General features: G+C 31.0%; 22 protein-coding genes and 1 tRNA gene. 8 read left to right on the top strand and 15 right to left on the bottom strand.

Annotated features, from left to right (window positions below; all coding sequences use genetic code 11):
- The first annotated feature begins 5 nt into the window (after nucleotides 1-5).
- Genes HA149_RS04440 through HA149_RS04425 form a run of 4 tightly spaced genes read left to right on the top strand, consistent with a single transcriptional unit; the run spans nucleotide 6 to nucleotide 1,802 of the window.
- Nucleotides 6-362 carry a glycine zipper 2TM domain-containing protein gene (locus tag HA149_RS04440; protein WP_209113394.1) on the top strand — a complete coding sequence of 119 codons (357 nt, stop codon included), beginning with the start codon at nucleotides 6-8 and terminating at the stop codon, nucleotides 360-362.
- The gene (gene ruvA, locus HA149_RS04435; RefSeq protein WP_209113392.1) at nucleotides 363-1,040 is read left to right on the top strand and encodes a Holliday junction branch migration protein RuvA; all 678 of its coding nucleotides are present in this window, start codon (nucleotides 363-365) and stop codon (nucleotides 1,038-1,040) included.
- 33 nt (nucleotides 1,041-1,073) lie between these two features.
- The gene (rpsO, locus tag HA149_RS04430; RefSeq protein ID WP_209113390.1) at nucleotides 1,074-1,343 is read left to right on the top strand and encodes a 30S ribosomal protein S15; all 270 of its coding nucleotides are present in this window, start codon (nucleotides 1,074-1,076) and stop codon (nucleotides 1,341-1,343) included.
- Nucleotides 1,344-1,352: 9 nt separating this feature from the next.
- Nucleotides 1,353-1,802 (top strand): PAM68 family protein, encoded by a 450-nt coding sequence (locus HA149_RS04425; RefSeq protein WP_209113388.1) that lies wholly within the window; start codon nucleotides 1,353-1,355, stop codon nucleotides 1,800-1,802.
- Nucleotide 1,803: 1 nt separating this feature from the next.
- Here HA149_RS04425 and HA149_RS04420 read toward each other — a convergent pair whose 3' ends face one another.
- From HA149_RS04420 to HA149_RS04380, 9 genes are all read right to left on the bottom strand, one after another.
- Complete coding sequence (locus tag HA149_RS04420; RefSeq protein WP_209113386.1) at nucleotides 1,804-5,301, bottom strand: DNA polymerase III subunit alpha; 3,498 nt, start codon at nucleotides 5,299-5,301, stop codon at nucleotides 1,804-1,806.
- Nucleotides 5,302-5,385: 84 nt separating this feature from the next.
- A complete protein-coding gene (gene gatA, locus HA149_RS04415) occupies nucleotides 5,386-6,834 on the bottom strand; it encodes an Asp-tRNA(Asn)/Glu-tRNA(Gln) amidotransferase subunit GatA (protein WP_209113384.1) in 1,449 nt (482 codons plus the stop codon).
- A gap of 18 nt (nucleotides 6,835-6,852) precedes the next feature.
- Nucleotides 6,853-7,068: a DUF1816 domain-containing protein gene (locus HA149_RS04410; RefSeq protein ID WP_209113382.1), complete on the bottom strand. Its 216-nt coding sequence runs from the start codon at nucleotides 7,066-7,068 to the stop codon at nucleotides 6,853-6,855.
- 149 nt (nucleotides 7,069-7,217) lie between these two features.
- Nucleotides 7,218-8,219 carry a 23S rRNA (guanosine(2251)-2'-O)-methyltransferase RlmB gene (gene rlmB, locus HA149_RS04405; protein ID WP_209113380.1) on the bottom strand — a complete coding sequence of 334 codons (1,002 nt, stop codon included), beginning with the start codon at nucleotides 8,217-8,219 and terminating at the stop codon, nucleotides 7,218-7,220.
- Nucleotides 8,220-8,235: 16 nt separating this feature from the next.
- Entirely contained in the window at nucleotides 8,236-8,622 is a 387-nt protein-coding gene (locus tag HA149_RS04400) for a Mini-ribonuclease 3 (protein WP_209113378.1), read from the bottom strand.
- Nucleotides 8,619-8,981, bottom strand: a complete 363-nt coding sequence (locus HA149_RS04395; protein ID WP_348535640.1) for an STAS domain-containing protein — start codon at nucleotides 8,979-8,981, stop codon at nucleotides 8,619-8,621. Before HA149_RS04395 ends, HA149_RS04400 begins: the two co-directional genes overlap by 4 nt.
- A 64-nt stretch (nucleotides 8,982-9,045) precedes the next feature.
- Nucleotides 9,046-10,185: a glutamine-hydrolyzing carbamoyl-phosphate synthase small subunit gene (gene carA, locus HA149_RS04390; RefSeq protein WP_209113375.1), complete on the bottom strand. Its 1,140-nt coding sequence runs from the start codon at nucleotides 10,183-10,185 to the stop codon at nucleotides 9,046-9,048.
- A gap of 14 nt (nucleotides 10,186-10,199) precedes the next feature.
- On the bottom strand, nucleotides 10,200-11,234 hold the full coding sequence (trpD, locus tag HA149_RS04385; RefSeq protein WP_209113373.1) for an anthranilate phosphoribosyltransferase: 1,035 nt from the start codon (nucleotides 11,232-11,234) through the stop codon (nucleotides 10,200-10,202).
- Between the two features lie 32 nt (nucleotides 11,235-11,266).
- A complete protein-coding gene (locus tag HA149_RS04380; RefSeq protein ID WP_209113939.1) occupies nucleotides 11,267-11,563 on the bottom strand; it encodes a DUF3288 family protein in 297 nt (98 codons plus the stop codon).
- A gap of 80 nt (nucleotides 11,564-11,643) precedes the next feature.
- On the opposite strand from HA149_RS04380, the gene HA149_RS04375 reads away from it, so the two are divergent.
- The 3 genes from HA149_RS04375 (at nucleotide 11,644) to HA149_RS04365 (ending at nucleotide 14,256) form a co-directional block, all read left to right on the top strand.
- A complete protein-coding gene (locus tag HA149_RS04375) occupies nucleotides 11,644-13,389 on the top strand; it encodes an ABC transporter ATP-binding protein (protein WP_209113371.1) in 1,746 nt (581 codons plus the stop codon).
- 37 nt (nucleotides 13,390-13,426) lie between these two features.
- Nucleotides 13,427-14,155, top strand: a complete 729-nt coding sequence (msrA, locus tag HA149_RS04370) for a peptide-methionine (S)-S-oxide reductase MsrA (RefSeq protein ID WP_209113369.1) — start codon at nucleotides 13,427-13,429, stop codon at nucleotides 14,153-14,155.
- 27 nt (nucleotides 14,156-14,182) lie between these two features.
- Nucleotides 14,183-14,256, top strand: a tRNA-Pro gene (locus tag HA149_RS04365).
- Here the strand turns inward: HA149_RS04365 and HA149_RS04360 are convergent.
- Nucleotides 14,257-14,409 carry a hypothetical protein gene (locus HA149_RS04360; RefSeq protein WP_193743001.1) on the bottom strand — a complete coding sequence of 51 codons (153 nt, stop codon included), beginning with the start codon at nucleotides 14,407-14,409 and terminating at the stop codon, nucleotides 14,257-14,259.
- A gap of 58 nt (nucleotides 14,410-14,467) precedes the next feature.
- Nucleotides 14,468-15,268 carry an undecaprenyl-diphosphate phosphatase gene (locus HA149_RS04355; RefSeq protein WP_209113367.1) on the bottom strand — a complete coding sequence of 267 codons (801 nt, stop codon included), beginning with the start codon at nucleotides 15,266-15,268 and terminating at the stop codon, nucleotides 14,468-14,470.
- Nucleotides 15,269-15,337: 69 nt separating this feature from the next.
- Between HA149_RS04355 and HA149_RS04350 the strand changes: the two genes are divergently transcribed.
- A complete protein-coding gene (locus tag HA149_RS04350; protein WP_209113365.1) occupies nucleotides 15,338-15,610 on the top strand; it encodes a hypothetical protein in 273 nt (90 codons plus the stop codon).
- Nucleotides 15,611-15,817: 207 nt separating this feature from the next.
- On the opposite strand, the gene HA149_RS09580 is transcribed toward HA149_RS04350, so the two are convergent.
- The 4 genes from HA149_RS09580 to yedP form a co-directional block, all read right to left on the bottom strand.
- A complete protein-coding gene (locus HA149_RS09580) occupies nucleotides 15,818-15,943 on the bottom strand; it encodes a hypothetical protein (protein WP_257008987.1) in 126 nt (41 codons plus the stop codon).
- A gap of 89 nt (nucleotides 15,944-16,032) precedes the next feature.
- Nucleotides 16,033-16,260, bottom strand: a complete 228-nt coding sequence (locus HA149_RS04345) for a DUF1830 domain-containing protein (RefSeq protein WP_209113363.1) — start codon at nucleotides 16,258-16,260, stop codon at nucleotides 16,033-16,035.
- 91 nt (nucleotides 16,261-16,351) lie between these two features.
- Nucleotides 16,352-17,296 (bottom strand): kinase, encoded by a 945-nt coding sequence (locus HA149_RS04340; protein ID WP_209113361.1) that lies wholly within the window; start codon nucleotides 17,294-17,296, stop codon nucleotides 16,352-16,354.
- 4 nt (nucleotides 17,297-17,300) lie between these two features.
- Complete coding sequence (gene yedP / locus HA149_RS04335; protein ID WP_209113359.1) at nucleotides 17,301-18,098, bottom strand: mannosyl-3-phosphoglycerate phosphatase-related protein YedP; 798 nt, start codon at nucleotides 18,096-18,098, stop codon at nucleotides 17,301-17,303.

Raw genomic sequence — 18,098 nt, 5'->3', positions numbered from 1 at the left:
AAAAATTGAAATTTTTCTATTTAGTTTTATTACTTTGTTTTTCTCCTATTATTAAAGTTAATGCAACAACCCCAAAGTCAGTAACCTGTACAAGAACTGAATATAGGGAGGAGTACATTCCTGGAACAAAATCAAACCCAGGCTACGTAAAAAGTTATGAAGTAGATGTTGTAATACCTTGCGGAGGTCAAAGCAAAGCTGAAAAAATTGATGATAATGACTGTAGTGAAGGATCTGTTATTGGTGGAATTCTTGGTGCTGGTATAGCTCTGTCCTCCTCTAGAGGAAAAGACAGATTTTGGGCTGTACCTGCTGGCGGGACAGCAGGAGCTCTAATTGGATGTCAGGTGGATGGTGGTTAATTGATTAGTTGGATAAGTGGAGAGTTGGTTGAATTATGGCAAACTAATCAAAAATTTTTTATTTTAATAAATTGTCAAGGATTAGGATACGAAATACAAATACTAGAATCCTTCTTTCTCAAATTAAAAACAAATCAGGTATCTAATGAAAACATAACACTTTGGATAAAACATATTAAGAAAGAAGATTCAGATTTATTATTTGGCTTTACGTCAAAGGAACAAAAGAATTTCTTTATCGAAATTTTAAATATTCGAGGTATTGGTTCTCAAATTAGTATGGGGATATTAAATAAATTTTCTATTAAAGAAGTAATCAATGCAATAAAAACTCAAAACAAAAAATTAATTTGTTCCGTACCTGGTATAGGACAAAAAATGAGTGATCGATTATTTTTAGAATTAAAAAGTAAATTTAAAAGTAAAATTCTATTTGAAGAAGAAAAAAGCAATGATCAATTAGAGATTAAGGATCCTGAAATTAATAAAATGATGGAGGACCTTCAGTTAACCCTTCAATCATTAAATTACAAAAATAAAGAAATAAATACTATTTTGCCAATTATCATTAAAGAAGTAGATCTCCCTGCTAAAAAAGAAAATAATTTATCATTTGAAAATCTATTGAAATTAGCTATGAATTATCTAGATAAGGGTAGTAGTAATTTAGCTAGATGACGTAGTATCATAGAATAGAAGAAAATAAATTTTATGTCATTAGATACAGCTGAAAAACAGAAGCTGATTGAAACTCATCAAGTACATCCAACTGATACAGGTTCAGTAGAAATTCAAGTAGCAATGCTTTCTAAAAGAATATCGAAATTAAGTGACCACCTCCAAGGAAACATTCATGATTTCGCTTCAAGGCAAGGATTGTTAAAAATGATTGGTAAAAGGAAAAGATTACTATCTTACATAAAAGACAAAAACGTTCAGAAATATCAAGAACTAGTAAAAAAAATTGGAATCAGAGGATGATCTCAATTAATGAAAAAAAAGCAAACAAAAAAAAAGACACAAAATAAAAATAAGAAAATTTATTCTGAGACAACTGCTTTCGCAAATCTAGAAAAAACATCTAATAATGTAACTATCCCAAAGCGATCCTCAAGTGGCATACCTAAATATGTTGCCGATAGAATGGCAAGAAGAATATTTTTTACAGCTGGAATACCGACAATATTAGGAATGTCTGTTTTTGTTGTTAGTTACATTATCGTTACAAGAAATATTGCTGAAATACCTCCTTCTTCAACAATTGCAATTTCAGCGTTGTTTTTCTTATTGGGTCTCGCAGGATTAAGTTTTGGAATATTATCAGCTAGTTGGGATAAGGAGCCTGGATCTTTTTTCGGTATTGAAAATATTCCAATGAATATACAACGAGCAAAAGAAGCCTTCAAACCTGCAACTCAAAATTTCGAGGATAAAAGTTAATCTAGGAAACTAAAGATTTCAAATTAATTTGGAATGATTTATCTTCTAATAATTTGCATGCTCCTTGAATATCTCCAATACAGAATTGTTCACCAAATTTTACGTAGGTAACACTATTTTTATTTTTTACTGCAGCTAAAACTGGAATCTTGATTCCACAACTTCCTTTATCTGGTTTAAATTTAATCAAACAGTCTCTTAAAGTATTTTGTACTCTTACATCTGATGCTTGAGAACTATCAAGATTAATAATAAGCAATTTTAAATTATCTATTTCTCTACAATCATCAATTATTAATTGAGTCTTATCACTTTTTTTATCTATTGTTCCCCACACCAATAATCTAGTATCAGTCAAAAGAAATTCTGATAACCTGACATAGGTTTTTGGAAAAACAATTGCTTCGCAACTTCCAGAAAGATCTTCTAGCTGAACTATAGCCATCCGATCTCCTTTTCTCGTTGTAATTTGCTTCAAATCAGGGATCATTCCAACTAAAGAGACTTTGGTTCTATCTTTTGTTTCTTCTAACTGCAAAATGCTTATAGGAGATATAAGTTTTGCTGGCTTAGTTAAATGCTTTAGAGGATGATCAGATAAATAAAAGCCTAATAGTTGTTTTTCTAACTTTAACTTTTCAATAAGTGAATAATCATCAACCTTAGCTAATTGTGAATCTGAAAAAGCAACATTAGAAAATTCTTCTTTAGAATCAAATAGATTTCCTTGCCCGGATAACCTATCACGATTTCTTGAAGAGGCCCATTCAATAACATGTTCAAGATCTGACAATAATTGTGCTCTATTATTATCATTTGAAAACTCATCTAGTGCTCCACAATGAATGAGAGATTCTAGACTTCTTTTGTTAAGAACATTAGAGGGCAAACGATTGCACAAATCCGATAATGACTTAAAGATTCCAAAACTATTTCGGTTTTCAATTATATTTCTTATTGCAGAATCTCCTAAATTCTTAATTGCAGATAACCCAAATAAAATCTGATTATTCTTAATGGTGAAATCAACACCAGAATAATTAATGCTTGGTGAAATAACTTCTATTCCCATGGAATAACAATTAGAAATATATCTTTGCATCTTGTCGCTAGAGCCAGAATTTACGCTTAGAAGGGCTGCCATATAAGCGACAGGAAAATGGGCTTTTAAAAATGCAGTTTGATAAGTTACAGCACCATAAGCAGTTGAATGACTTTTGTTAAAACAATATTCAGCGAATAAAACCATTTGATCAAAAAGATCATTTGCTAATTTTTCATTTACACCTTTCTTCATGGATCCGTCTACAAAAATATTCCTATGTTTTACCATCTCAGATACTTTCTTTTTCCCCATTGCTCTTCGAAGTAAATCAGCATCACCTAAAGAATAACCTGCTAAGTCTTGAGCAATTTTCATAATTTGTTCTTGGTAAACCATAATTCCATAGGTTTCAGTGAGAATAGACTTAATAAAAGGATGAGGGAAATCAACCTTTTCGTTCCCATTTTTTCGATTTATGAATTTAGGAATGAGGCCAGCATCAAGAGGACCAGGTCTATAAAGGGCAAGTATGGATGATAAATCCTCTAGGGAGTTAGGTTTGAAATCCTTAACGACCTGTTTCATTCCAGAAGATTCAAGCTGAAAAATACCTTCAAGATCTCCTCTCCCAATAAGATCAAAGGTTTTACCATCATTTTGAGGTAACTCATCAATAATTATTTTCTTACCAGTAGATTGATTAATAAGAGAAACTGTCTTTTCAATCATAGTAAGATTTTTAAGACCCAAGAAATCCATTTTCAATAATCCAAGTGATTCAATATCATCCATAGAATATTGGGTTATTATTTGTCCTTCATTATTCCTTTGAAGAGGTACAAGTTCGTCAAGAGGATCTGATGCGATAACAACGCCAGCAGCATGAACTCCATATGTTTTATTAGTTCCTTCAATTCTCAAAGCTAAATCAACCCATTTTTTCACTCTATTATCATTAATATATTTGTCTCTAAACTCTTGGCTGGGAGAATTCTTATCAATCATTTCATTTAGTTTATAAGGTTTGCCTCTTACAACCGGTATTAACTTAGCCAATTTATCAGCCTCTCCATATGGGATATCTAAAACCCTTGCAACATCTTTTAAAACAGCCTTAGAAGTCATTTTATTGAAAGTAATTATTTGCGCAACTTTATCCTCTCCATAACGATTAGTAACATAATCAATAACTTCATTTCTCCTATCAATACAAAAGTCAGTATCAATATCTGGCATAGACTTTCTTGCTGGATTTAAAAATCTCTCAAACAACAATCCATGTTCAACAGGATCAATATTTGTGATTTGAAGAGCATAAGCTACCAGTGATCCTGCCGCAGAACCTCTACCTGGTCCTACTGGGATAGAGTTATCTCTAGCAAATTTGATGTAGTCCCAAACAACCAAAAAATAATCTGGAAATCCCATATCTTTTATAATTTTTAATTCGGAAGTTAGTCTTTTTTTATATTTCTCATCAACTTCTGTAAGATCATTTTTTTTAAGTCTTTTCAAAAGACCTTCGTTAGATAATTGTGTAAGGAAAGAAAATGAATCTGTATCTTCATTAAGAGGGAATTTTGGCATTCTATAATTACCAAACAAATCAAATACTTCAACTTTTTGAGAAATTTCTAATGTATTGTTAACTGCCTCAATAATTGATTCATCTTCAATATGATCTTTAAAAAGTTCAAGCATTTCTTTTTCACTTTTAATATATTCTGTACCGGTATATCTCAATCTTTTTTCATCACTTATTAGTTTTCCTGTTAAAACACAAAGCAAAGCATCATGTGCTTCAACATCCATATTTGATAAGTAATGCGCATCGTTGGTAGCAATGACTTTTATTTGATGCTTCTTCCCAATTTTTATCAATTCAACGTTAACAATTCTATCCTCCATAGAGCCGTGATCTTGTATTTCTAGATAAAAATCATCTCCAAATAATTTTTTATACCAAAGAGCTATATCCTCTGCTACTTCTAATCTACCTTTTAAAATAGCCTGAGGTATCTCTCCGCCAAGACAAGCTGTAGAAACTATAAGACCATCACTATATTTACTTAAAAGAGATTTATCAATACATGGTCTAGAAAAAATACCTCGACCTCTCATCCCATTTAGGTGACTAATTGTTGTTAACTTAACTAAATTCCTATATCCAGTATAATTTTTTGCTAAAACAACCAAATGATATCTTTTTTCTTTTTTAGGTTGAGGATCATCAATTGAACCATTAATAACGTACATTTCATTACCAATAATTGGTTTAATCCCTTTCTCTTTACACTTCTTGACCAAATCAAGAACACCATACATAACTCCATGATCAGTAAGAGCTATAGATTCCATTCCAAGATCAGAAGCTCTATCTACAATTTTTGAAATTTGACTGGCTCCATCAAGTAAGCTGTAGTCACTATGATTATGAAGCGGAACGAAACCCATATTCAAATAATTTATATTTATAAGATAGAGAAAATTTCTAAAAGATCTATAGTTTGTGATTACAAATTAATTATTAATACAAATTTAGAATAGAGGTCTTTTCTTAATTACCTGAGCATCAATTTCGAAAATATTTGCGACATTCAATATTCTATCCTCTTCTAATACATTACCTATTAGTTGCAATCCTATAGGTAATCCTTTTTTATCAAAACCACAAGGGATACTGATTGCTGGGAGGCCTGCTAAGTTAACAGGAACAGTTAATAGATCAGACAAATACATTGAAAGTGGATCATTGACAAAATCACCCTTCAAAAAAGCAGTAGTTGGGCAAGTTGGAGTCAACAAAACATCAACTTGCTTAAAAGCATTATCAAAATCTTTTCTTATAAGTGTCCTAACTTTTTGTGCCTTCTTGTAATAGGCATCGCTGTATCCAGCTGACAAAGCATAAGTTCCTATCAAAATTCTTCTTTGTACTTCATCTCCAAAACCTTCAGCTCTACTTTTTGAAGTCATATCTATGAGATTTGAACCATCATTAGATCTATAACCATATTTAACTCCATCATATCTAGCTAAATTTGCAGAAGCTTCAGATGGTGCAATAACATAATATGTAGCAATTCCATCATTAAATCTAGGACATTCAACTTCGATAATTTCAGCTCCTAAAGTTTTGAATCTATCTACTCCAGAGAGAACAGATTCCTTAACTTCTGGATTAAGACCTGGGTGCTCAAAACATTCTCTAATGATTCCTATTTTTAAACCCTTTATAGATTTATTTAAATCAGCCAAGTAATTTGGCACTGGCTTATCAAGACATGTTGAATCAAAGGGATCTTTACCAGATATTAAATAAAGAATTTCGGCCGCATCTGAGACAGTATTTGTAATTGGACCAATTTGATCAAGAGAGCTAGCAAAGGCTACCAGTCCCCATCTACTAACTCTGCCATAAGTGGGTTTAAGACCTACGACACCACAAAAAGAAGCTGGTTGCCTTATTGATCCTCCTGTATCAGAGCCTATAGCCGCCGCACAAAATCCAGCGGCAACTGAAGCAGCACTACCGCCTGAACTACCTCCAGGAACTCTATTAATATCCCAAGGATTTGAGGTGACTCCAAATACAGAGGTTTCTGTTGAACTACCCATTGCAAATTCATCTAAATTTGTTTTTCCTAAACAAATTCCCCCTGAAGACCATAATTTACTTGAAGCTGTGGATTCATAAGGTGCAACAAAGCTTTTGAGCATTTGACTTGCACAAGTTGTTGCAACTCCTTTAGTGCAAATATTATCCTTTATTGCTATTGGCATCCCAGCAAGAGGAGGAAGTTTTTCTTTATTTTGAATTAATTTATCGATGTTTTCTGCTTGCGCGATAGCATTATCTTTTGTAGTACAAATATATGAGTTAATTTCAGGATCTTTATGATCGATTTTGTTAAAAATATCATTAACTAATTCCTTAACAGAAGCATTATTTCTAATAATTTCTTTTCTTAAAGAATTAAAATTCATTACTTAAAATTAAAGCTATCAAACAGTTAGTGGTTCTTCTTTTTTGCAACGAACCAAACTATGTTTAATATTTTTAGACCCTTCATCAGATAGATCTTTAATAAAAGATGTAATATTTTCTTTTAAACTACGTTTAGTAATAAATGGGCCGAACCAGTAAGTTCCACGAGGTTGATCTGTCTCAATTTTAGCCCACCAAGCTAATCCGAGTTTGTTGCCAAATTTTCTTATCAAATTTTATTGGTCATTTAGACCATACAATTCTTGTTAAATTCTATACAATTTTGTAGTGAAAATTCAATAAATTTTTATTAATCATATAAATATATTGAAATAACAACATTTTAGAGGGCTTAAATAACAATGATTATTAACAATTATAATTATTTACTTGTCAAGTGAAATAGTGAAATTGCTGCCGCCACAGAGGCATTTAAGCTAGAAGTCTTACCTTTAAGAGGAATGTTTAAAAGAAAATCGCATTTTTTTTGAGTAAGCAAAGAAATGCCTTTATCTTCAGAGCCAACAATAACTACCAAGGGTGCTTTTTCTTGAAAATTGGAAATAGATAATTGACCATCGCCAGATAAGCCAACAACAAGAAAACCATATTTCTTAAGCTCCTCAAGAGCTCTATTTAAGTTAACAACTCTACTTACTTGCAAGTGTTCTAAAGCTCCTGCAGCTACCTTAGCGACTGTTCCCGTTAATCCAGCAGATCTTCTCTGGGGAATGATGATTCCCTTGCAGTCAAATGCTTCAGCAGATCTTATAATCGCACCAACATTATGTGGATCAGTTATACCGTCTAATGCAAGTATTATGGGATTTGCACAGTTGTGTTTAGAAAAATCGATTAATTGCTCTAGGGATATTGTTTTAGCGCATGCTAACTGCAATGCGACACCTTGATGTGAAGCACCATTAGTCATTTGCGAAAGCCTATTCCAAGAAACTTCTTCAATTAGGACTCCTTTCGATTTAAGGTCCTTCAGCAAAATATAAAACTTGTCTGATGAAAAGATTTCCGAAGTACACCAAATCCTATTAATCGCTCTTTCACTATTAAGAGCCTCATAAACTGAATGTTTACCCCATATCCAATCATCAAAATTTCTCTTACTAGTAAACTCTTGATGATTGTCAGAATTTTTTTTAGAAAATTCTGTATTAGATTTAAATATTGGCTTTGTCCTTTTTAAAGAGGAAAAAGTATTGTTAGTTTTATTTAAATTTTCAACATTATTGTTATTAGCAGAATTTTTCGAAAATCTTTCATTTTTTTCCGAACGATTTGTTTTTTTTGAAGAATAACCAAGAACTGAATTTTTTTTGTAATCTTTATTATTTTTTCCGGGAAATTTTTTTTTAGAGGAGTTTTTCATAGATTCAATTAATTTTTTATTCTAAATATTCAAATAGTTTTGATAATCTTTGAGGATCTTTTAAAAATAACCAACCAATGAGAGTTTCAAAACCAGTTGCTCTGGAGTAAATAGTAGGGTCTGCAGACTTTGGATATCTCTTTGTTTTATTTCTAGCACGCCTAATTAGATCTATTTCATTTGAATTTAATAAATGCTCAATTTGACTAAGTGATTTTGATTGAGATTTTGCTTTTACTTCGTTTACTACAGATAAATGTAGATCTTTAGATTTTAAAGGGAAATGAACATGTCTAAGTCTCTGGTGAAGCTCCCATACCGAATCTCCAAGCCAAGCAAGTTGAATAACACCTATATCCTCGGGAGATCCATATGGAACCAAATTTTGAATCCAATAATTCAATTTTTTAAATAATTTAATGCATCTTCAAGGTTTGACTTCAAGTTAAGGAAATCCCCTAATCGAACAAGTTTAATTGTTTGGGCCACTCTCGAATTACCAACGACAGAGAAGCCAAGTTTCGACTTTTTGCATTCTTTAGCTGTCTGAACAAGAGCTCCAAGACCCGAGGAATCTAAAAAATCTATTTTTGTAAGGTCTATAACGAATGGATGCTCATTTTTTAAGTTATTAGTAACAAAAGTCTTAAATTGTTTTTCTGAGAAAGCATCAAGTTGGCCTTTAAAAGTAAAAACAATAATATTTGTTTTAAACTCAAGGTTTCCTCTTAAAGAAACGGTTAACTTCTGAAAATCTTCTATGATTTAATACCTCCAAAAAATTTATGTATCAAATGTAATTATCAAATCAAAAGAAAACAATATGTCAACATCTTTCTAACATTAGAGAAACAAATTTTTTAAATAAATAATCCGAATCATGTGGCCCAGGTCCTGCTTCAGGATGATATTGCACACTAAATATTGGTTTATTATTAACTTCTAGGCCAGCCACAGTATTATCATTAAGGTTGTAATGGGTTATTCTAACTAAGTCTTTTGAGATTGAATTAGGATCAATAGCAAAACCATGATTCTGACTAGTTATCTCAATTTTATTATTTTCACCACAAGGGTGATTTAAACCACGATGTCCAAAAGGGAGTTTATAAGTTGAACCTCCTAATGCTAATCCAAATATTTGGTGGCCAAGGCAAATTCCAAACATAGGAATCTCACCATATTCAATAAGCGATCTTGCTAAGTCTATACCTTCAGAAACAGCAGCAGGATCGCCAGGACCATTTGAGAAAAAAATACCATCTGGCTTGTGAGAGAGAACATCTTTTAGAGAAGATCGAGATGGCAAAACCAAAACTTCACAACCATGGGATACAAGTCTATTTAGAATTGAATTTTTAATTCCAAAATCAATAGCTACTATTTTTAATTTTTTAGAGGATTCAGCATATCTTTTTCTTACATCAAAATTTGTTTGTGTATGATCTTGCCATAAATAATATTGCTTTGTTGAAACTACTTTTGATAAATTTAACCCCTCCATTTTTGGTGTATCATGAATTATCTTTAAACAACTTTCTACAGATTTATCTTTAGAGGTAATAACTCCATTCATAGAGCCACTAGATCTTAAAATTTTAACGAGCGCCCTTGTATCAATTCCATGAAGACCTATGATGTTTTTTTCTACTAACCATTGATTAAAATTCTTTTTTGATCTCCAATTGCCATTATTAGATGAAAAATTTCTGACAATTATACCTTTAACATGAATATTAGATTCTGAATCTTCAAAATTAATACCAGTATTTCCAATCTCAGGATAAGTGAATGTTAATATCTGTCCGTAATAACTTGGATCAGTAATAACTTCTTGATATCCAGTCATGCCCGTATTAAAGACTATTTCACCAATAGCCGTACCTGAAGCACCAAAATAAAATCCAGGGAATACAATTCCATTGCTTAAAACTAATTTTGCATTTTTCTTAAATGGATTAATCATCAATTTAAAATTAATTAATTCGCGGACAAATAATTTTTTAATAGTAAAAACTTTTTCCAAGGATCTCCTTGATTAATCGAAAATAAAGCCTTATGAAATCCTTCTATTAAATCATCCTCAATTCCTGCTACCCAAAGCACTAAGGCAGCGTTCAAAGCAACAACATCGATATGAGATTTTTGTCCAGAACCATTTAGAACAGACTTTAATATTTCCTCGTTAGATTCAAGATCAGAAACCGCAAGCTTTTCGTTAGCAATATTTTCATGGTTAAAATCTGAAATATTTATTTCTGAAAAACGTAATTCACCATTTTCAACAAATACTAATTTATTTTCTCCTTGAAGCGAAGCTTCATCAAGGCCACCAGAACCATGAACGACTATTGCTCTATTCATACCCATTTTTAAAAGAGCGCTGCCCATAGGTTTTAAAAGATCCTCAGAAGCAACACCTAAAACTTGCGCATTGGGTCTTAAAGGATTTACTAATGGTCCAAGTAGATTAAATACTGTCCTTATTCCAAGGGTCTTTCTTAATGGGGCAAGTTTTATTAAAGATTTATGCCAAACAGGTGCAAACAAAAAAGTTATTCCAATTTCACTTACAGCTGTGATTACTTTTTCTAATGAACAATTTAAATTCAACCCAAGATTCATCAAAACATCAGCAGAGCCAACTTTACCACTAGCACTTTTATTTCCGTGTTTTGCAATTTTTACCCCACAAGATGCCGCTACAAATGCTACTGCTGTTGAAATATTAAATGTATTAGCTCCATCTCCTCCTGTTCCACAAGTATCTACCAGATACAAATTTGGTCTTTCTACTGGCAATTCGCAAACATTTAAAAGTTCCTCAGCCATAGAACTTAGTTCGACACCTGTAGAGCTCTTAGCTCTCAAAGCACTCAAAAAAGCTCCTGTTTCAACATCTGAAATTTCATCATTAAGCCATCTTTGCATTAAAGATCTAGAAGTTAAATCGTCAAGGTTCCTACCCTCTAACAAATTATTTAGAATTTCAGCGTTTGAGAGATTAGAAAACATTTATTTATTGAAAAAAATTAACCAGATAAAATTCAATTTGAGGTATCAAAACCTGAGCCAACTAAATCTTTAGTTGTATTAGAAGGCCTGAAGCTTTTTGACCAAATATTTTTTGTTTTTGAAAAAAGTTCATTTTTAGTTATTTTCCAAAAATTTAAAATTTTTTCAATATCGTTTTTAATTTCAATTTCTCCAGGGAAATTGGTATAACGATTTATCAATCTAGCTAGGTTTATATAGTCAAGATCTTCTGGCATTTTTTTAGTGATAAGGGAATCTATAATGTTTTTGTCGGTTTCATGTAATGGATGAGTTTGTTCGTTACCCATAGATAAATACTGAATCATTTATAAAATTAGCTCACATATTCCAAAATGAAACATTATCTTAATCATATCGGCAAAATAAAATGAAAAATTTGAAGATAAAAATTATATTTAAATACCTAAGACCATACAAAAAAGAATTTTTATATGGAGCTTTGGCTCTCTTGGTAGTAAATATATTAAGTGTTGTAATACCATTGGAAGTAAAAAAGATTATTGACCAATTACAAAATGGATTCTCATCTGATTTTGTTATTTCTAAATCATTGTGGTTAATATTTTTAGCAACTTGTATGGGTTTAATAAGACTATTTTCTAGACAGATTGTTTTCGGTATTGGTAGAAAAGTAGAGGTAAATCTTCGTCAAAAACTTTTTGACCATCTACTTAGCCAAGATCCAGAATGGATCCAAAAAAAAGGTAGTGGAGACATTATTAGTAGAGCAACAAGCGATGTTGAAAACATAAGAAGACTTTTAGGTTTTACTGTTTTAAGCTTGTGCAACATTGTCTTAGCTTATTCATTCACTATTCCTGCAATGTTTTCGATTAATAAAACATTAACAATATCAGCTTTAATGATATTTCCATTAATCCTTGGAATTGTAAGTCTATTCGGCGGCAGAATGGTTAATCAAAGAAAAGCTCAACAAGAATCATTATCCAAACTTAGCGATTTAATACAAGAAGATCTTTCGGGCATAAGCGCGATCAAAATTTATGCCCAAGAGGATTCTGAGATAAAAGAATTTAACTCGTATAACAATGCCTATCGAAATTCAGCGATAAAACTTGCAAGAACAGCGAGTACCCTATTCCCATTGTTGCAAGGTATTTCCTCAATTTCTTTATTGATTTTATTATCATTAGGAACTTTTCAACTAGAGAGTGGATTTATTTCGATAGGAGGTTTAGTAGCATTAATTCTTTACGTAGAAAGACTTGTCTTTCCTACAGCTTTATTAGGTTTCACCTTAAATACTTTTCAACTCGGTCAAGTAAGTTTAGATCGTGTGGAAGAAATCTTTCAGAACAATCCAAATATTGTAGATAGAGCAGATACTAAATTTTTAAAAAGAAAGGTTAGAGGATTGTTAGAAGCAAAAAGTTTAACGATAAAATATCCAGGGTCAAAATTTAATTCATTAAATGGTCTTAATTTTAAAATTTATCCTGGAGAACTTATTGCAATAGTTGGCCCAGTAGGTTGTGGTAAGACAACCCTCGCAAAATCTCTAGGAAGAACTATTGAAATTCCAGACAATCAATTATTTTTAGATGAGCTTGATGTAAAAACATTAAAATTAAGTGATCTTAGAAAAAATATTTCAATTGTTCCTCAAGAAGCATTCCTATTTACTTCTACAATCTCAGAAAATCTTAGTTTTGGAGAACCTAAAGCTTCTAATTTTTTAGTTAAAGAAAGCGCTACAAAAGCTGGATTGATTGGTGATATAAATAGTTTTCCTCAAAAATTTAAAACTATTGTTGGTGAAAGAGGTATTACATTAAGTGGTGGACAAAGGCAAAGAACTGCACTGGGAAGAGCACTACTTGTTAATTCTCCTATTGTTGTTCTTGATGATGCTTTAGCAAGCGTAGATAATAAAACAGCAGCAAGAATAATAGATGAAATAAGTGATAGAAGTAATAAGACAATCATAATGATTAGTCACCAACTTTCTGTTGCAGCTACTTGTGATAGGGTTTTAGTAATGAATAAAGGAGAAATAGTACAAGAAGGGAAACATAGAGATTTAGTTAAAGAGAAAGGGCTATATAAACAACTTTGGGAAAGAGAACTAGCTACCAGAATTGTTAAGAGCTAGAAGAAATTTTTTTTCTTATAATTAATACATTTAAATTATGTTTAAATTCCTTAGAAAGATCATGAATAATGAGGATGTAAATTTCACTAATGATTCTTATTCATTACATAGAATATTAAAAACAGATATTAAAAAAGAACCTAATATCCAAGAAGATGAAATAATTTTTGGATGTGGTTGTTTCTGGGGAGCTGAAAAATGTTTTTGGAAGCTTCCTGGAGTTGTAACAACTTCTGTAGGTTATGCTGGTGGGCAAAAAAACAATCCCACTTATTATGAAGTATGTTCCGGTTTAACTGGTCATTCAGAAGTTGTAAGAGTTATATGGGATAAAAGAGAAATAGATATAAGTGATTTATTAAAAATGTTTTGGGAATGTCATGACCCTACTCAAAAAAACAGGCAAGGTAATGATATGGGAACTCAATATAGATCAGCAATATATTACACAAATGATAAAAATTTCAAAACCATATTAGCCAGTAAGGAACAATATCAAAAAGAACTAAACAAAAAAAATCTTGGTTTAATTGAAACGGAAATAAAAATGATTGATGCATATTTTTATGCAGAAAAATACCATCAACAATATCTTGCATCAGCTGGAAGCAGACAATATTGTTCAGCTTCCCCTACAAAAGTTAAGTTAGGAGTTTTTACTGGAAGCAACTATAAATTAAAAGACCATATATGGGAAAACTTTAATTGGGAAGTTGACAAGTGCGTATTGAGATCTGATAACAATCCTATCAAGAATAACATTTAAATCAATCTTATCTTTATAGTAAATATACGGGGCGTAGCGCAGTTTGGTAGCGCACCACTTTGGGGTAGTGGGGGTCGTGGGTTCAAATCCCGCCGTTCCGATTACTTATCGTCTTCGTTTATAAGGGATTTGTATAGTTTATAAGAACTTATTCCTACAGCTATGAAAGTAAAAGAAGAAAAAAATGCTAAAACCAATATAGTAAGATTTGAAACTTCTACTTCACCTAGTTGGAAAGATATAAAAATATTCATTGGAAAGAAATTATATTAAACCATAACACAATTGTAAAAAATTTTTTTTCACAATCAATTATAAATTCAGAAGAATTACAACACCAAAAATAACTCTATAGATAATAAATATTTTCAATCCATTAGAAGAAAAATACTTTATTAAAAAATCAATAGCTAATAAAGAGGACAAAAATGTCGAAACAAGACCAACAAAAAGAGGGAGAAAACCTAATGAAAAAAATTCATTAAAAGAAGAAATAAACTCAACAATCGCAGCAATAGAGATAGCTGGCATCCCTAGTAGAAAAGAAAATTTCGCAGCATCGCCTCTTTCCCATCCTGATATTAGAGCGCTAGAAATAGTAATACCCGATCTTGAAACACCAGGAAAAATGGCAAATGCCTGAAAGAAACCTATCAAAAAACTATCTGAATAATTATGGTTTTTAATATTAATAGAACCTCTTTTAGAGCTATCTGCCAAATACATAAAAAAAGCCATTAGGAATGAGACCAATGCTATTGATAAATTTGAACGAAGAACACTATCAAAAAAATAAGGAAAAAATAATTTTATACTCCCGCCAAGCAAAACAATTGGGATAGTCCCAATCAAAACAGACCAATATAATCTTTGATGCAAGATATACTCATAAATTTTTTTTGAAGACTGACTTCTAAAATTAAAAATATCATTCCTAAAATACCAAGCTATAGCAATAACACTTCCAAGTTGAATAGTAGCGGACAAAGAGGCTCCAGGATCATCAATACCTAAAAAAAGAGAAATAACTTTTAAATGAGCTGTACTACTTACAGGAATAAATTCCGTAAAACCTTGTATTAAGCCATATAAAATAAATTTTAAATATTCCAAAAAATTATTAAATTTACCTCATTAATTAATAGCAATTTACATTTAATAATTAGAAGCTAATATAGAAAAATGAAAAAAAAATTTATTTTAATATTATTTTTTCTTTTTTCCTTAATCTTTTCTGATTCTGCAAAAGCTAACTATTGGTTAATAATTGGAACTTATAGACAAGGGCCAGGAAGAAGGCCAGAGGTTAGTGGAATAACGAGTCCTTCTTTACATTCAATTCCCATGAAAGATTTAGATACATGTCAAAAGGCAGGTGAAAAAATTACAAATGAAATATATAAACCTGTTTGGCAATTTGATAGTAGATGGACATGTATATTTAGAGGTGATTAAAATTAAAATTACCTTTTAACATCATGAGCACAACCATCTCCTTTATAGTTTTCACTCTCGTAAAAATCATTTTTTGTACCAAAGTAAACAGTTAATAAAACAAATGGTAAGCTTAATATAAATAAAATAGTTGTTAAATCCATAGAGTTAAAATTATTTAGTAAGGTTATGAAAATTTAAATAACCCTTTGTTAATTAAACTTAGTGTTAATAATCTGTAGGTCCTTTAATACCCAGATAAAAGAAGGCTCCTAAACCAACTAAAAGTAAAACTCCAGCGATGGCCGCAGAAGGGACAAAACCTCCTATTGCAAAGGATGAAAAATAATACATTTATAAAACAAAAACTAGTTTGATAATATCAATAAAAAATAGGTATTTGTAAAAAATTTTGACTCGAAGACAATTAGAGAATATCTATACTAGGCAACTAAAGTCGAATCTTCGTTATCAGCAGAAATTCTTATTCTCTCTTCCAACTTAGGGCCATATAATTCATTTCCCCAGATTTCAACTCTTGAATCATTTGGGGCCATAAAAGTAAGAATGTCAGTTGGGAATAAAACTCTCTCTAAAAAAAAATTTGATGGGCCAATACATCTCAAAACGACCATTCTAGCTCCTTCATTTTTGTAAGAAAACTCAACCATCCCTTAACAGCAAAATAAAATTAATTAAACACCATTTAGAGCTATAAAAAATGTATAAAAAATTACTGAAAAAAAAGAAATTTAGAAAATACTATAAATTTAATCCAGCCTCAATTAAATTTCTTTCTTGATCAATTAATAAAAGCGCATAAGAATTTATAAAATCAAAACTTTTATGAGGGATAGAGACATTAAGCATTCTTAGGAAATTAGATAATTTTTCATCTTTAAGAGCGTTGCCTTTCTGTAAAAACATTTCTTTTTCTTGATCTTTTTTCCAACTATTCATATATTCAATCTTCAATGGCTTTAAGTGCCAAATTTTATCGATTAAGGTCCAAATATCTAAATACTCATTTAGGTTATTTTGGATGTTATATATATAAGAAGACTCATTAGGACTCAAATTCATTGTATTTATAAATGGATCATTTATGTCAATAGGGTAAGGTTTTATTCCCAAAAACCATCCCTCAAGAATTAATAAATCAGGATTATCTAATCTCCAATGAGATCTATCACCTAAGCCATTTCTTAAAGATTTATCGAAAACCGGTACATTTAATTCTCCATTTATCTTCCAATTTAATAATTTTTCATGCATTAATTTTACTGAATGACTACCAGGAAAGCCTCTTGAAACATTCCAAGGGTTATTCTTAATTGCTAATTTCATTTCATCTGATGGGAGATAAAAGTCGTCAATTGAAATAACCGCAATTTTGAAGTTTAATTTTAACGATATAGCTTCGAGCCATTTACCTAGTGTTGTTTTGCCTGTACCAGGTAGCGCTGAGATCCCAATTATTTTTCTATCAGAAAAATAATTTTTAAATTTATAAGCCTGAGAAAAAATGGGTAAAGCTAAACCCCAAATCCAATCATCATTTACTTTATTGTTCCAATATTGATCGATTGAAAGAATATTTCTTTGATTATTCCAAAAATTGAACCATTCATCCAAGGATTCCCAACCAATATCAATAATTAATCTTTCAAATTTATCAAGAGGAAATTTAATATCTAAATCTTTCATCTTTCTAACTTAGTTCTCGCTTATTTATCAATTTATTGATTTCATTTTTCCAACCATATCCATTTGGTTCAGAAGCTAAAATAAATTCCAAATCTTTTAATTGATCTAGTAAATTTATGTTAGGTCCTTCTATTCCAGGTATAACAATTTTAATATCTGAGTTTAATAGTAGAGGCAAATCATTTGGAGAATCACCCAAACCAATAATTTCAATATTTTGTATATTTGAATATTCTTTAAGAGCATTTATTGCTTTACCTTTATTCGAATTTGTAGATAATAAGTGACTCATTCTATTTCCCTTAAAAATATCAACATTAAATTTTCTACAACAGATATTAATTTTCTCTTCTAAATAACCTGGGGGATTTAAAAAAGGCATGCTCCAGTGTCTATCTCGCATTAAGTTCAAAGAGTTGCCTTCTAAACCTGTAAGCTGAGTAGCTTCTTGATCAGTGAGATTATTAAGAGGCGTAAGTTTGTAATCAATTTCTATAGAAATAAAATTTAAGATTTCTTCTAGAGATTCGTATTTTATTCCAAGAATAATTTCTCCATTTACTCTTTTAAGAGATTCACCATATATTGCCGCACCATTCTCAACAATATAAGGATCCGTCAAGTTAAGTTCCTTTCTAATAACTTTTACTTCAGAAGCGGTTTTGCTTGTACAAAGAATTACGGGTATAGATAATTTTTGTAGTTTTTTTATAGTTTCTTTAGCAGGTGATAAATCATATGAGTGATCCATTAAAGTACCATCTACATCACTTACTACCCAAATAGAAGAATTTCCTATCAT

The sequence above is a fragment of the Prochlorococcus marinus XMU1406 genome, from assembly GCF_017696055.1.
GTDB lineage: Bacteria > Cyanobacteriota > Cyanobacteriia > PCC-6307 > Cyanobiaceae > Prochlorococcus_A > Prochlorococcus_A marinus_W.
This window is presented reverse-complemented; position numbering and strand designations above follow the sequence as displayed.

Coding starts and splice junctions, on each gene's coding strand:
- HA149_RS04360 (WP_193743001.1), bottom strand. CDS start 14,409: ATGAATATTTTTATATCTTTCCAACTAGGTGAAGTAGAAGTTTCAAAT.
- gatA (WP_209113384.1), bottom strand. CDS start 6,834: ATGAATTTTAATTCTTTAAGAAAAGAAATTATTAGAAATAATGCTTCT.
- carA (WP_209113375.1), bottom strand. CDS start 10,185: ATGATTAATCCATTTAAGAAAAATGCAAAATTAGTTTTAAGCAATGGA.
- msrA (WP_209113369.1), top strand. CDS start 13,427: ATGTTTAAATTCCTTAGAAAGATCATGAATAATGAGGATGTAAATTTC.
- rlmB (WP_209113380.1), bottom strand. CDS start 8,219: ATGAAAAACTCCTCTAAAAAAAAATTTCCCGGAAAAAATAATAAAGAT.
- rpsO (WP_209113390.1), top strand. CDS start 1,074: ATGTCATTAGATACAGCTGAAAAACAGAAGCTGATTGAAACTCATCAA.
- HA149_RS09580 (WP_257008987.1), bottom strand. CDS start 15,943: ATGTATTATTTTTCATCCTTTGCAATAGGAGGTTTTGTCCCTTCTGCG.
- HA149_RS04380 (WP_209113939.1), bottom strand. CDS start 11,563: ATGGGTAACGAACAAACTCATCCATTACATGAAACCGACAAAAACATT.
- HA149_RS04340 (WP_209113361.1), bottom strand. CDS start 17,296: ATGAAAGATTTAGATATTAAATTTCCTCTTGATAAATTTGAAAGATTA.
- HA149_RS04345 (WP_209113363.1), bottom strand. CDS start 16,260: ATGGTTGAGTTTTCTTACAAAAATGAAGGAGCTAGAATGGTCGTTTTG.
- HA149_RS04375 (WP_209113371.1), top strand. CDS start 11,644: ATGAAAAATTTGAAGATAAAAATTATATTTAAATACCTAAGACCATAC.
- yedP (WP_209113359.1), bottom strand. CDS start 18,098: ATGATAGGAAATTCTTCTATTTGGGTAGTAAGTGATGTAGATGGTACT.
- trpD (WP_209113373.1), bottom strand. CDS start 11,234: ATGTTTTCTAATCTCTCAAACGCTGAAATTCTAAATAATTTGTTAGAG.
- HA149_RS04350 (WP_209113365.1), top strand. CDS start 15,338: ATGAAAAAAAAATTTATTTTAATATTATTTTTTCTTTTTTCCTTAATC.
- HA149_RS04420 (WP_209113386.1), bottom strand. CDS start 5,301: ATGGGTTTCGTTCCGCTTCATAATCATAGTGACTACAGCTTACTTGAT.
- HA149_RS04425 (WP_209113388.1), top strand. CDS start 1,353: ATGAAAAAAAAGCAAACAAAAAAAAAGACACAAAATAAAAATAAGAAA.